Source organism: Streptomyces sp. P1-3, assembly GCF_050613155.1.
Classification (GTDB): Bacteria; Actinomycetota; Actinomycetes; order Streptomycetales; family Streptomycetaceae; genus Streptomyces.
Genome location: NZ_CP192512.1, coordinates 6,104,842 through 6,117,291 on the forward strand (window position 1 = coordinate 6,104,842; position 12,450 = coordinate 6,117,291).

12 protein-coding genes are annotated in these 12,450 nt (G+C 72.3%); 3 read left to right on the top strand and 9 right to left on the bottom strand.

The window, feature by feature from the left end; genetic code table 11:
• The first annotated feature begins 22 nt into the window (after positions 1-22).
• Complete coding sequence (locus ACQUSR_RS26065; protein ID WP_431047849.1) at positions 23-1,444, top strand: NCS2 family permease; 1,422 nt, start codon at positions 23-25, stop codon at positions 1,442-1,444.
• 49 nt (positions 1,445-1,493) lie between these two features.
• Here the strand turns inward: ACQUSR_RS26065 and ACQUSR_RS26070 are convergent, their stop codons facing one another.
• From ACQUSR_RS26070 to ACQUSR_RS26085, 4 genes are all read right to left on the bottom strand, one after another.
• A complete protein-coding gene (locus ACQUSR_RS26070; RefSeq protein WP_431045045.1) occupies positions 1,494-2,150 on the bottom strand; it encodes a response regulator transcription factor in 657 nt (218 codons plus the stop codon).
• The gene (locus ACQUSR_RS26075; protein ID WP_431047851.1) at positions 2,147-3,391 is read right to left on the bottom strand and encodes a sensor histidine kinase; all 1,245 of its coding nucleotides are present in this window, start codon (positions 3,389-3,391) and stop codon (positions 2,147-2,149) included. Before ACQUSR_RS26075 ends, ACQUSR_RS26070 begins: the two co-directional genes overlap by 4 nt.
• A gap of 44 nt (positions 3,392-3,435) precedes the next feature.
• Positions 3,436-4,476 carry a hypothetical protein gene (locus tag ACQUSR_RS26080; protein ID WP_431045046.1) on the bottom strand — a complete coding sequence of 347 codons (1,041 nt, stop codon included), beginning with the start codon at positions 4,474-4,476 and terminating at the stop codon, positions 3,436-3,438.
• 97 nt (positions 4,477-4,573) lie between these two features.
• Positions 4,574-5,344 (bottom strand): IclR family transcriptional regulator, encoded by a 771-nt coding sequence (locus tag ACQUSR_RS26085; RefSeq protein ID WP_431045047.1) that lies wholly within the window; start codon positions 5,342-5,344, stop codon positions 4,574-4,576.
• A 113-nt stretch (positions 5,345-5,457) separates the two neighbouring features.
• Between ACQUSR_RS26085 and ACQUSR_RS26090 the strand changes: the two genes are divergently transcribed.
• Positions 5,458-7,032 (top strand): aldehyde dehydrogenase (NADP(+)), encoded by a 1,575-nt coding sequence (locus ACQUSR_RS26090; RefSeq protein ID WP_431045048.1) that lies wholly within the window; start codon positions 5,458-5,460, stop codon positions 7,030-7,032.
• Positions 7,033-7,043: 11 nt separating this feature from the next.
• Here ACQUSR_RS26090 and ACQUSR_RS26095 read toward each other — a convergent pair whose 3' ends face one another.
• Positions 7,044-7,697 carry a class I SAM-dependent methyltransferase gene (locus ACQUSR_RS26095; RefSeq protein WP_431045049.1) on the bottom strand — a complete coding sequence of 218 codons (654 nt, stop codon included), beginning with the start codon at positions 7,695-7,697 and terminating at the stop codon, positions 7,044-7,046.
• A gap of 132 nt (positions 7,698-7,829) precedes the next feature.
• On the opposite strand from ACQUSR_RS26095, the gene ACQUSR_RS26100 reads away from it, so the two are divergent.
• Complete coding sequence (locus ACQUSR_RS26100) at positions 7,830-8,885, top strand: aminotransferase class V-fold PLP-dependent enzyme (RefSeq protein WP_431045050.1); 1,056 nt, start codon at positions 7,830-7,832, stop codon at positions 8,883-8,885.
• Positions 8,886-8,958: 73 nt separating this feature from the next.
• On the opposite strand, the gene thpD is transcribed toward ACQUSR_RS26100, so the two are convergent.
• The 4 genes from thpD to ectA all read right to left on the bottom strand — a co-directional run bounded on the left by thpD (position 8,959) and on the right by ectA (position 12,273).
• A complete protein-coding gene (thpD, locus tag ACQUSR_RS26105) occupies positions 8,959-9,846 on the bottom strand; it encodes an ectoine hydroxylase (RefSeq protein WP_431045051.1) in 888 nt (295 codons plus the stop codon).
• A gap of 2 nt (positions 9,847-9,848) precedes the next feature.
• Positions 9,849-10,247 carry an ectoine synthase gene (locus ACQUSR_RS26110; protein WP_431045052.1) on the bottom strand — a complete coding sequence of 133 codons (399 nt, stop codon included), beginning with the start codon at positions 10,245-10,247 and terminating at the stop codon, positions 9,849-9,851.
• 78 nt (positions 10,248-10,325) lie between these two features.
• Entirely contained in the window at positions 10,326-11,594 is a 1,269-nt protein-coding gene (gene ectB, locus ACQUSR_RS26115; protein ID WP_431045053.1) for a diaminobutyrate--2-oxoglutarate transaminase, read from the bottom strand.
• A 130-nt stretch (positions 11,595-11,724) separates the two neighbouring features.
• Positions 11,725-12,273, bottom strand: a complete 549-nt coding sequence (gene ectA, locus ACQUSR_RS26120; RefSeq protein WP_431045054.1) for a diaminobutyrate acetyltransferase — start codon at positions 12,271-12,273, stop codon at positions 11,725-11,727.
• Between the last annotated feature and the right edge of the window lie 177 nt (positions 12,274-12,450).

Here is a 12,450-nt window from a genome sequence, read left to right on the forward strand (position 1 = left end):
ACACGTTGTCGACAAGCCGGAAATGCCGCCCGCAACGGCATCCAATGGGATCGACCGGTTCTTCCGGATAACAGAGCGAGGGTCGGATTTCGGCCGGGAGATACGCGGCGGATTCGCCACCTTCTTCACCATGGCGTACATCCTCGTCCTCAACCCGATCATCCTGGGCGGCGCCGAGGACAAGTACGGCCACCATCTCTCGCACACCCAACTGGCCACCGCCACCGCGCTGGTGGCCTGTGTCATGACGGTCATCATGGGCGTCGCGGGCAACCTGCCGCTGGCCCTGGCGGCCGGTCTCGGCCTGAACGCCGTCGTGGCCTTCCAGATCGCCCCCAAGATGAGCTGGGACGACGCCATGGGCGTGGTGGTCCTGGAAGGGCTCATCATCTGCGTCCTGGTGCTCACCGGTCTGCGGGAAGCGGTCATGCACGCCATTCCGCAGCCGCTGAAGCAGGCCATCAGCGTCGGCATCGGACTGTTCATCGCGTTCATCGGCTTCATCGACGCCGGGTTCGTCACCCGCATCCCGGGCGCGATCGGTGAGAGTTCCGTCCCGGTCCAGATGGGCGGCGACGGCCAGCTGTCCGGCTGGCCGGTGCTGGTGTTCTGCCTCGGCGTGCTGCTGACCATCGCGCTGATGGCCCGCGGCCTCAGGGGCGCCATCCTGATCGGCATCGTCACCACCACCGTGCTCGCCATCGCGATCAACGAGATCGCCGACATCAAGCCCGCGGCCTGGGGCCTGACCGTGCCCAAGATGCCGGACGACGTCGTCGCCTCCCCCGACTTCGGGCTGCTCGGCGACTTCGACCTCTTCGGGGCCTGGAACGAGGTCGGCGCGCTCACCCTGGTGCTGATCATCTTCACGCTGATCCTGTCCGACTTCTTCGACACCATGGGCACCGTCGTCGGTGTGACCAACGAGGCCGGGCTGCTGGACGCCCAGGGCAACGTCCCCAACCTCGGCCGGGTGCTGTTCATCGACAGCGTCGCGGCGGTCGCGGGCGGTGCGGCCTCCGCCTCCTCCAGCACCACCTACATCGAATCCGCGGCGGGCGTCGGCGAAGGCGCCAGGACCGGGTTCGCCAACCTCGTCACCGGCGGCCTCTTCGGCCTCGCGCTGTTCCTCACCCCGCTGGCGACGGTCGTCCCCGCGCAGGCGGCGGCCCCCGCGCTGATCGCCGTCGGCTTCCTGATGATGAGCCAGGTGCGGCACATCGAGTGGGAGCGCTACGAGATCGCCATCCCGGCGTTCCTCACCGTCTCGGTGATGCCGTTCACCTACTCCATCACCAACGGCATCGGCGCCGGGTTCGTCTCCTACGTCGTCATCAAGCTGGTGCTGGGTAAGGCCCGCGAGGTGCACTGGCTGCTGTGGGGCACCGCCGCGCTGTTCCTGGCGTACTTCGCGATCGACCCGATCGAGCAGCTGCTCACCTGAGGACCGGGCACCGGGTCCACTACGGGGGGCCCGGCCCCGGGCGGCCGGATCACCCCGGCGTCACGAATCCGCATTCGTACGCCGAGATCACCGCCTGGGTCCGGTCCCGGACCCCAAGCTTGGCCAGGACGGCGGCCACATGGCTCTTCACCGTGGCCGCCCCCACCGCCATCCGCTCGGCGATCTCGGCGTTGGACAGCCCGGCGGCCATGTGCCGCAGCACGTCGGCCTCCCGGTCCGAGAGCCGGCCCCGCAGCGCCCGCGCCGCGTCGTCGGCGCGGGCGTCCGCGTGCCGGGCGGCGAGCGCCCGTACGGCGGCGGGGAACAGCAGCGAGTCGGTGCGGGCCACCAGCCGCACCGCCTGCACCAGTTCGTCGGCGCCCGCCCGCTTGAGCAGGAACCCGGCGGCGCCCACGCGCAGCGCGTCGTACACGTAGGAGTCGTTCTCGAACGTCGTCAGCACCAGCACCCGAGGAGGATCGTCCATCGTCCGCAGGATCTGCTCGGTGGCGCGGATCCCGTCGATCTCCGGCATCCGCACATCCATCAGCACCAGATCCGGGCGCAGTTCGCGGACCAGCGGCACCACCTGGGCGCCGGTCCGCGCCTCGCCCACCACCTCCAGGTCCGGTTCGCAGGACAGGATCGCCCGCACCGCCGTGCGCACCATCTGCTCGTCGTCGGCGAGCACGATCCTCAGGCTCATCGGGGCCCCTCCGTGCTCAGCGGGATACGGACCACCAGCCGCCATGTGCCGCCGTGCGCGCCCCAGTCGGAGCTGCCGCGCAGCAGTGCCGCCCGCTCGGCGATGCCCCGCAGGCCGCGGCCGCCGCCGGACCGCCGACCGCGCGCCGCCTCGCGCACCGGATTCTCCATCTCGATCTCCAACTCCTCTTTCCGGGGCACGGCGATCCGCAGCCGCACCCGGACCCGCCCGGCGTGCCGCAGCGCGTTGCTGAGCCCCTCCTGAACGATGCGGTACGCCTCGCGGGAGACCACCGGCGGCAGCCGGTCCAGTGCCCCGGAGCGGGACACCTCGACGCCGACGCCCGCCGCGCGCGTACGGGACAGCAGCCCGTCCAGGTCGGCGAGGGTGGGAGTGGGGGTGGCGGTCCGCTCCGGGGAGCCTTCCCCGTCCACCCGCAGCAGGCCCAGCACGCTGTCGAGTTCGCCGACGGCGGCGCGGGTGGTCTCCTCGATGGCGGTCAGCGCCTGCCGGGCGAACTCCGGGTCGGCGTCGAGCACCCGCCGCGCCGCCGAGGCCTGCAACGACACGGCGCTGAGCGCGTGCCCCACGGAGTCGTGCAGTTCGCGGGCGAGCCGGTTGCGGGAGGCCAGCGCGGCGGCCCGGGCCTCGGCGGCGGCCAGTCGGTCGGCGGGCGCGGGCCCCAGCAGCAGCGGTGCGCACCGGGCCAGCAGCGCCCCGGCGGCGGCCGTCGCCAGCACGACCAGGGTCGCCACGGCGGCGCCGAGAACCGGGCCGAGCGAGGCATGCCGCCCCACGGCTTCCACCCACCCCGGATCGCCGTCGCCCGGCGCCCCGGTGACCGGCAGCAGCATCAGATAGACGGCGAACGGGTAGAGGGCGAGCGTCGCCCCGCTGACCAGGCCGCCGACCCCGAGGTGGAGGGCGAACCACTGCGCCGTACGCGTGCGCGCGTCCCAGGACGCGGCGGGCTCGGCGGCCAGCTCGGCGTCGTCCGGCAGCCCGCACAGCGAGCGGGCCGCCGTCGCCGACAGCGGGCGGGCCAGCGGGAAGAGCGCGGTCGCGGCGGCGAGCGGCAGCGCGGTCAGATAGGCGATGAACTGCCAGAGCAGCGACCGGAACGGATCGGTGCCCCGGACCAGGGAGGCGATCAGCACGCTCGTCAGGAGGAAGTACGGCATCAACAGCGCGCCGCCGAGGACGAGATGGATCCAGCGGCGCCGGGACCGCTGCCCCAGCATCGCGCGGAGCCGGCGGCGCACCGCCGCCGGCGCGACAGCCGAGGTCACCGCGCGGCCCGCCTGTCGGCGCGCACCGCGACGAGTCCTCGGGCGTGCTGAGGGGCAGGCCCTGCGGTGCGCGACGAAGCGAGCTGCCCGGCGCGCTCGGCGAAGAAGAACGCGCCGACCGCGACCAGAAGCCCCCCGATGATCATCTGCACAGCGTAGGTCAGATCCACGACCTGGCTCGGGGCCTTGGGGTCGTCCGGGGCCACGCCCAGTGCCGCCAGCGTCATCCAGCCGCCCCAGCAGGCGGGCGCGCCCGAGCCGAGCCAGCCCAGGGCGAGCGGCACCCGCAGCGGGACCCGGCGACCCCACCGGAACGCGACCATGAGCACACCAGCCGCGGCCGCCGCCGTGAACAGGGCGTACACCGCGTCCAGGCAGGCGATGTCGCTCGTGTGCTCCTTCGCCTGCTGCTCGCCGAGCCCGGCCGTCACCCCGGACGCCCACATCAGGTGCATCACGACGGGAAGGAGGGCGAGCAGTGCGGTCACCACCGCCACCACCCGGTACGCCGGGCCGGTGGCGCCCTCGGGCAGCTCGCCGAGCCGCCCCCGCCACAGCGGGGCCCAGCGGTCCCGGGCGTAGAGGACGAACAGGGTGCCGAGAGCGAGCCCCTGGACGATGAAACCGCCGTAGACGACGCCGTACACCCACTCATCCAGGAAGGGTTCGGCGTCGTCCGCGTCCTTCCTTGTCGACCCGCCGAGCGCCCGGATCAGCAGTTGCAGCGGGAAGCCGGTCATGATCGGTGCGAGCAGCCCGGTCGCACCCCACATGGGCAGGGCCAGCAGCCAGGCCGGGACGCGGCGGCCCCAGGGCTGGGTGAGCAGCAGCGCCAGGACCACGACGGCACCGTCCATGAGGAGGGTGGCGGCGTTGATGAGAGCCAACCCCACGCCCGCGTCGCGCAGCGCGCTGCCCTCGGGGATACCGACGCGGCTGCCGCAGATCCAGGCGGCCTTGAGCGCGACATACGGCAGGCAGGCGGCGATGGCCACGGCACGCAGCGCGGGGCGAAGGGCGGTGGGGCGGGGTGTCATGCGTCAAGTCTCCCGGCGCGCGTGGCGTGCCCGCGTCGGCCACGGAGACGATCCGGTTCCGCCGCACGGCGGAGCCGTACAACCCCGTGCGGAGGACCTAGAGGCGGCGGGTGGCGAGCGCGAGCCGGTCCCGCGCGTCGAACAGCGCGTCCTTGATCGTCTGCTCGTGCGCCGGGGTCAGCCGGGCCACCGGCACCGAGCAGCTGATCGCGTCCCGCGCCGGGGTGCGGTAAGGGATCGCGACGCCGAAGCAGCGCAGACCCAGGGTGTTCTCCTCGCGGTCCACCGCGTACCCCTGCTCGCGGACGAGGCGCAGCTCCTCGATGAGCTGCTCGCGGTCGGTGATGGTGTGTTCGGTGAGCGCGTCGAGCTTCTCCGGCAGCATGGCGCGGACCTGCGCGTCGGTGTACGTGGCCAGCAGCGCCTTGCCGAGCGAGGTGGAGTGGGCGGGCAGCCGGCGGCCCACGCGGGTGAAGGGCCGCAGATAATGCTGGGACTGGCGGGTCGCGAGGTAGACGACGTTGGTGCCGTCGAGCCGCGCGAGGTGGATGGTCTCGGTGGTGTCGTCCGAGAGCCGGTCCAGCGTCGGGCGGGCGGCCGCCACCACCTCGTCGCCGTCGATGTACGAGGTGCCGACCAGCAGCGCGCGCACCCCGATGCCGTACCGGGTGCCGGTCGCGTCCGTCTCCACCCAGCCCAGTTCCACCAGGGTGCGCAGCAGCATGTACAGACTCGACTTGGGGTAACCGACGGCTTCCTGGACGGCCGCCAGGCTGTGCATGCCCGGCCGTCCGGCGAAGAACTCCAGCAGTTCGACCGTGCGGACCGCCGACTTGACCTGCGCTCCCCCTGCCTCGGCAGCTGCCATCGCCCTTGACCCCTCTGTTCGATCAGCCATAGAGTCCCGGAGAAAGTTCACTACCAGGAACATTGTTCAGCATATCGAACAACGGGCCACGGGGTGCAAGCCGCGACCGGGCCATGTTTCGACCTGAGCACGAGCCGCCAGGAGGACCCGCCGTGCCGGCACCAGTGTGGAGCGTCGACCCCCGAACCGGGAAGCAGCGGGAGCAGGTCACCGTCGAAGCGACCGCCGAGGACGTCGACCGCGTCGTACGCGCCGCGCACGCCGCCCGCGGCACGCTCGCCGACCGCACCGTCCGCGCCGCCCTGCTGCGCACCGCCGCCGAGCTGCTGGCGGCGGAGACCGAGAAGCTGGTGGCGACCGCCGACGCCGAGACCGCGCTCGGAACCGCCCGGCTCACCGGCGAACTGGGCCGCACCACCTACCAGCTGCGGGCCTTCGCCGACCTCGTCGACGAAGGCGGCTACCTCGACGTGCGCATCGACCACGCCGATCCGGCGCTCGCCCCGCCGCGCCCCGACCTGCGCCGCTACAAGGTGCCGCTCGGCGTCGTCGCCGTCTACAGCGCCAGCAACTTCCCGCTGGCCTTCTCGGTGCCCGGGGGCGACACCGCCAGCGCCCTGGCCGCGGGCTGCCCCGTCGTCGTCAAGGCCCACCCCGACCACCCCGCCACCTCCGAGCTGGCCGCCGCCGCGCTGCGCGCCGCCGCCGAGCGCGTCGGGCTGCCCGCCGACATCGTCGGCCTGGTCCACGGCTTCGAGGCGGGCGTCGCCCTCGTCCGCCACGAACTCGTCGCCGCCGCGGGCTTCACCGGCTCGATCCGCGGCGGCCGCGCCCTGTTCGACGCGGCGGCCGCCCGCCCGCGGCCCATCCCCTTCCACGGCGAGCTCGGCAGCCTCAACCCGGTGGTCGTCACCGCCGCCGCGGCGGACGAGCGGGCCGAGCAGATCGGCGCCGGACTCGCGGCCTCCATGACGCTGGGCGCCGGCCAGTTCTGCGTCAAGCCCGGCCTGGTCCTCGCCCCGGCGGGGGAGTCCGGCGACCGGCTGGTCGCCTCCCTGGCCGAAGCGGTCGACGCCACCGCCGACGGCGTCCTGCTCGACAGCCGGATGCGGGACGCCTTCGTCGCGGGCGCACGGGAACGCGCCGAGCTCCCCGAGGTCGAGGCACCGGTGCGCCCCGGACCCGGCGACGAGCACACCGTCAGCGCCGGGTTCCTCACGGTGCCCGCCGCCCGGCTGGCCGAGGGCGGGCCGTACGACCTGCTGCTGGAGGAATGCTTCGGACCGGTCACCGTCATCGCCCGCTACACCGACGACAGCGAGGTCGGCGCGGCCCTCGGCCGCCTCGCCGGCAACCTCACGGCCACCGTCCAGCTCGGCGCCGACGAGTGCGCGGGAACGGACGGCGCGGGGCGCGGCGCGCGGCTGCTGGCCGACCTCACCCCGCTCGCCGGGCGGCTCCTGGTCAACGGCTGGCCGACCGGCGTCGCCGTCGCCCCCGCGCAGCACCACGGCGGCCCGTACCCGGCGACCACCTCCACCTCCACCTCGGTCGGCGGCACCGCCATCGAACGCTGGCTGCGCCCGGTCGCCTACCAGGACACCCCCGACGCGCTGCTCCCGGAGGAGCTGCGCGAGGCCAACCCGCAGCGCCTGCCCCGCCAGGTGGACGGCGTCCGGGAGGGCTAGGCGGACCGGCGTCAGGAGGCGCGGCGCGCCACCAGCTGGATGCGGGTGACGGTGTGGCCGTCGAGCGTGGGGACCTCGTCCCGCCGCTCCTCGGCCACCTCGAACCCGGACCGTTCCAGCAGCCCGCGCAGCCGCTCCGGGTCCTGGTGCCGGAACACCCCGCCGTCGGCGATGGCGAAGACCCCGTACGCCGCGCCGTCCGGCCGGGCCTCCCGGTAACGCGCAAGGTGCCGCTTGTCGCTCTGCAGCGGTACGTCGCTGAGATACAGCGCCCCGCCGGGGCGCACCAGCCGGGCCAGCTCCGTCAGCGTCGCGGCCTGCGTCTCCTCCTCGGGCACGCACGTCAGCACGGCGAACAGCAGCGCCGCGTCGAACGACCCGTCCGGGAACGGCAGCGGCAGCCCCGCCACAGCGGACAGCCTCAGGTCCGGACGCTCGGCGCGGCCCCGCGCGACGAGCGCCGCCGACAGGTCCACACCCTCCACATCGCGGTACCCGAGGTCGGCCAGCTCCGCCACCAGCCGGCCGTACCCGCAGCCGTAGTCGAGGATCCGCGCGTCGGCCGGCACCCGGCGCCCGAGCAGCTCGCGGTCCAGGGGATGGGTGAAGGTGTGCGCCGCGCCGGTGGTCTCCCAGTACTGCCGCAGCCCGTGTGAATGTGTCATGAACGCACGCTACCCGCAGTCCGCCGAGGCCACATCGGCGCAGATCAGGGTCAATGTATAAGCATCGCTTGAGGCTGGACTCCACGCATATGCGATGGACGCGGCGATCATCCAAGCCCATAGTGGATGGGCATGGAGAGCCTCTCAGGCGCGGAGTTCGCGCCCAAGACGACGTACCTCAACACCGCGTCCGCCGGTCTGCTCCCGGCACGCGCGGTGGCCGCCATGAAGGACACTCTCGACGCCGCCGCCTCCGGAGGCGGATACATCGACGCCGCCTTCGCGTCGGTGGAGCAGGCCCGCACCACCTACGCCGGACTCGTGGACCTGCCCGTGCGGCGCGTCGCGGCGGGAGCCTCCGTCGCGGTGTACGCCGGGCTGATCGCCACCGCCCTGCCCTCCGGCGCGGAAGTCCTCGTCGCCGAAGGGGACTTCGCCTCCCTGGTCAACCCGTTCGCGGTCCGCGGCGACCTCCGGCTGCGGATCGTACCGCTGGCGGAGCTGGCCGAGGCGGTCCGCCCCGAGACGGCACTGGTCGCGGTCAGCGCCGTCCAGTCGGCGGACGGCAGGATCGCCGACCTCGACGCCATCGCGGCGGCCGCTCAGGCGCACGGGGCCCGTACGCTCGTCGACACCAGCCAGTCCACCGGCTGGCTGCCGCTGCGCGCCGACGCCTTCGACTTCACCGTGTGCGTGGCCTACAAGTGGCTGCTGTGCCCGCGCGGGGTCGCCTTCATGACCGTCCCCGACGACCTCGGCGGGCTCGCCCCGATCTTCGGCGGCTGGGTCGCGGGCGAGCACCCGTGGGACAGCTGCTACGGGCCCGTCACCGAACTCGCGCACTCCGCCCGCCGCTTCGACGAGGCCCCCGGCCTCCTCTCGTACGTCGCCGCCGACCACTGCCTCGAACTGGTCGCCGAGATCGGCCCCGAGACCATCGGCGCGCACGACCGGGCCCTCGCCGACCGCTTCCGCGCCGGGCTCGCCGTCCTGGGCCACACACCGGTGGCCGCGCCCGGGTCCACCATCGTCTCGGTACCGGGACTCGGTCACGCGGCGGGCCGGCTGGCCGAGGCGGAGGTGCATGTGGCGGCCCGCGCGGGCAACCTGCGCGCCGCCTTCCACCTGTACAACACGGCGGCCGATGTGGACCACCTGCTGGAGGTGCTGTCCGGACTGCCCGGCTAGGCCGGTCTTCCGGGCGTGCGGGAGGAGCCGGGGCGACGCGGCCCGGCTCCTCCCGCACGGCTGTGTCAGGACCTCACCGAACCGGTGTGAAGTCCCGTGCTCCGATGAAGTCCGGCCGGCTGACCGGTGCCGCGAACGGCTCGACCGCCGCGTTCTCCACGCTGTTGAAGACGATGAAGACGTTGCTGCGCGGGTAGGGCGTGATGTTGTCCCCGGACCCGTGCATGCAGTTGCAGTCGAACCAGGTCGCGGAGCCGGCCGGGCCGGTGAACAACCGGATGCCGTGCCGGTCGGCCAGGTCGGTGAGCGCCTGGTCCGACGGGGTGCCCGCCTCCTGCATCTTCAGCGACTGCTTGTAGTTGTCCCTCGGCGTCTCGCCCGCGCAGCCGAGGAACGTCCGGTGCGAGCCCGGCATGATCATCAGGCCGCCGTTGGTGTCGTGGTTCTCCGTCAGCGCGATGGAGACCGACACCGTGCGCATCCGCGGCAGCCCGTCCTCCGCGTGCCAGGTCTCGAAGTCCGAGTGCCAGTAGAAGCCGCTGGCCCCGAACCCCGGCTTGACGTTGATCCGCGACTGGTGGACGTACACGTCCGAGCCCAGGATCTGGCGGGCCCGGCCCACCACCCGCGGGTCGCGCACCAGGCCGGCGAAGACCTCGCTGATCCGGTGCACCTCGAACACCGACCGCACGTCCTGCGACTTGGGCTCGATGATGGAGCGCTCGTCGGCCCGTACCGCCGGATCCGCGATCAGCCGGTCCAGCTCGGCACGGTAGACCGCGACCTCGTCCGGGGTGATCAGCCGGTCGACGGTGAGGAAGCCGTCCCGGTCGAAGTCCCGCAGCCCGGAAGGGGCGATGGGGCCCTCGGCGCCGGGCGCGGACCACACCACGGGATCCTGGCGGGGGGTGATCACCTCGGCGGCGCCCCGAGTCGGGTACAGGTCAGTGATCGTGGTCATGCTCAGCCCTCCTCCGTCAGCAGCGGGTAGACGCCGTTCTCGTCGTGGTCCTCCCGTCCCGTGACCGGCGGGTTGAAGACGCAGATGCAGCGGAAGTCCTCCACGACCCGCAGCGTGTGCCGCTCGTGCCCGTCCAGCAGGTACATGGTGCCGGGCGTGATGGCGTGCTTCTCGCCGGTCTCGTCGTTGGTCAGCTCGGCCAGGCCCTCTGTGCAGACCACCGCCTCGATGTGGTTGGCGTACCACATGGAGGTCTCGGTGCCCGCGTACAGGACGGTCTCGTGCAGGGAGAAGCCCACGCGCTCCTTGGCGAGCACGATCCGCTTGCTCTCCCAGGTGCCGGACTTGGCCTTCACATGCCGGTCGGTGCCCTCGATGTCCTTGAAGGATCGGACGATCACGGTGGGTTGTTGCCTTTCTCTTGTACGGAACTCTCTCTTGTACGGAGGGGTGGTGGCGCGGTCTCCGGGACCGGGCGGCTACGCGGTCTCCCGGACCGCGCGGGCGAGGGTCCGCAGGCCCTCGTCCAGCTCCTCCCGGGACACGGTCAGCGCCGGCAGCAGCTTGACGACCTCGCCCTCCGGGCCCGAGGTCTCGATGAGCAGACCCAGCTCGAAGGCCCGCTTGGCGATGCGGCCCGCCCGCTCCCTGTCGGTGAACTCCAGGCCCCAGACCAGGCCCCGGCCGCGGTACTCGGCGCCGAGCGCGGCGTGCTCCTCGCAGATGGCGCGCAGCGCCGCCTCGACCTGCTCGCCGCGGGCCAGCGTCTGCTTCTCCATTCCGCCATCGGCCCAGTAGGCGTCCAGCGCGGCGGTGGCGGTGACGAAGGCCGGGTTGTTGCCGCGGAAGGTGCCGTTGTGCTCGCCCGGCTCCCAGAGGTCCAGCTCGGGGCGGAACAGCGTCAGGGACATCGGCAGCCCGTAGCCGCCGATGGACTTGGACAGCGTCACGATGTCCGGGGTGATGCCCGCCTCCTCGAAGGAGAAGAAGGCGCCGGTGCGTCCGCAGCCCATCTGGATGTCGTCGACGATGAGCAGCATGTCGCGGCGCCGGCACAGGTCGGCCAGGCCGCGCAGCCACTCCGGACGCGCGACGTTGATGCCGCCCTCGCCCTGGACCGTCTCGACGATGACGGCCGCCGGGTGGTTGAGCCCGGACCCCTGGTCCCCCAGCAGCCGCTCGAACCACAGGAAGTCCGGGACCTGGCCGTCGAGGTAGTTGTCGAACGGCATCGGCGTGCCGTGCACCAGCGGAATGCCGGCGCCCGCCCGCTTGAAGGCGTTGCCGGTCACGGCGAGGGCGCCCAGCGACATGCCGTGGAAGGCGTTGGTGAAGGAGACGACGGCTTCCCGGCCCTTGACCTTCCGGGCCAGCTTCAGCGCGGCCTCGACGGCGTTGGTGCCGGTCGGGCCGGGGAACATGACCTTGTACGGCAGGTCGCGTGGGCGCAGCACGGTGTTCTGGAAGGACTCCAGGAACGCCCGTTTGGCGGTGGTGCCCATGTCGAGGCCATGGGTGACGCCGTCGCGCTCGATGTAGTCCAGCAGGGCGCGTTTGAGGACCGGGTTGTTGTGGCCGTAGTTGAGCGCCCCGGCACCGGAGAAGAAGTCGAGGTACGTGTGGCCGTCCTCGTCGTACATGTAGCTGCCCTGGGCGCGGTCGAAGACGGCGGGCCAGCCACGGCAGTAGCTGCGCACCTCGGACTCCAGGGTCTCGAAGACACTCAGGGCGGGCGGGGTGATGGTCACAGCATTCTCCTGGGAGATGAGTGGCAGGGGGGTGAGGAGTGATGAACGCGGTGGAGCTGGTCGGTCTCGTGGAACTGGTCGATCTGGTCGGTCTGGTGGAACTGGTGGGGGTGGTGGATCCGGTCGGGCGTCATGCGCCCAGGGGGCCGATGCGGTACAGGACCTCGGGCTCGTGCCCGCCGTCGGGGAACAGCCCGCCGTGGAACAGCACCTCGCGTTCGACGGCCGCGCCGTGCCGGTCGGCGAAGGAGGTGAACAGCCGGTGGGACGCGGTGTTGTCCGGCGTGATGGTGGTCTCGATCCCCTCGACGCCCGCACTTTTCACGACCCTGGCGGTCAGCCCGTCCAGCAGGGCCGCCGCCAGCCCCCGGCCGCGGAACGCGTGGTCGACGGCGACCTGCCAGACGACCAGGGTCCGGGGGCGTTCGGGGCGGATGTAGCCGGTGACGAAGCCGACCGGCTCTCCCTGGGCGTCGCGGGCCACCACCGAGGTGGCCGCGAAGTCGCGGCACCACAGCAGGTAGCTGTAGGACGAGTTGAGGTCCAGGGCCCTGGAGTCGCGGGCTATGCGCCAGATCGCGGCTCCGTCCTCGACCTGTGGGGCGTCCAGCCGCAGTCCCTCCGGTATTTCCGTGAATTCGTTGCGGGCACGTGCAAGGTCTGCTTGTGCGGGGCTCATGGAAATTGAATTTACCCAGCAGGGCTTTGGATTGCATCGCGGGAGGGGGTTACGTGGGAAGGGGGTTCTGTGTTATCGCGCAGGGACGCGCGTGCGCGCGGGCCGTCACCGAAAAGGCGGTATTTGCCCCGCACTTATGGGGCAAATCCATGGAGTGTGTGGAGTGTGTCACATCTG

What these genes read in the sequence shown, in the direction of transcription:
- ACQUSR_RS26065 (WP_431047849.1), top strand. Translation starts at nt 23, where the DNA reads ATGCCGCCCGCAACGGCATCCAATGGGATCGACCGGTTCTTCCGGATA.
- ACQUSR_RS26070 (WP_431045045.1), bottom strand. Translation starts at nt 2,150, where the DNA reads ATGAGCCTGAGGATCGTGCTCGCCGACGACGAGCAGATGGTGCGCACG.
- ACQUSR_RS26075 (WP_431047851.1), bottom strand. Translation starts at nt 3,391, where the DNA reads ATGCTGGGGCAGCGGTCCCGGCGCCGCTGGATCCATCTCGTCCTCGGC.
- ACQUSR_RS26080 (WP_431045046.1), bottom strand. Translation starts at nt 4,476, where the DNA reads ATGACACCCCGCCCCACCGCCCTTCGCCCCGCGCTGCGTGCCGTGGCC.
- ACQUSR_RS26085 (WP_431045047.1), bottom strand. Translation starts at nt 5,344, where the DNA reads ATGGCAGCTGCCGAGGCAGGGGGAGCGCAGGTCAAGTCGGCGGTCCGC.
- ACQUSR_RS26090 (WP_431045048.1), top strand. Translation starts at nt 5,458, where the DNA reads ATGTTTCGACCTGAGCACGAGCCGCCAGGAGGACCCGCCGTGCCGGCA.
- ACQUSR_RS26095 (WP_431045049.1), bottom strand. Translation starts at nt 7,697, where the DNA reads ATGACACATTCACACGGGCTGCGGCAGTACTGGGAGACCACCGGCGCG.
- ACQUSR_RS26100 (WP_431045050.1), top strand. Translation starts at nt 7,830, where the DNA reads ATGGAGAGCCTCTCAGGCGCGGAGTTCGCGCCCAAGACGACGTACCTC.
- thpD (WP_431045051.1), bottom strand. Translation starts at nt 9,846, where the DNA reads ATGACCACGATCACTGACCTGTACCCGACTCGGGGCGCCGCCGAGGTG.
- ectA (WP_431045054.1), bottom strand. Translation starts at nt 12,273, where the DNA reads ATGAGCCCCGCACAAGCAGACCTTGCACGTGCCCGCAACGAATTCACG.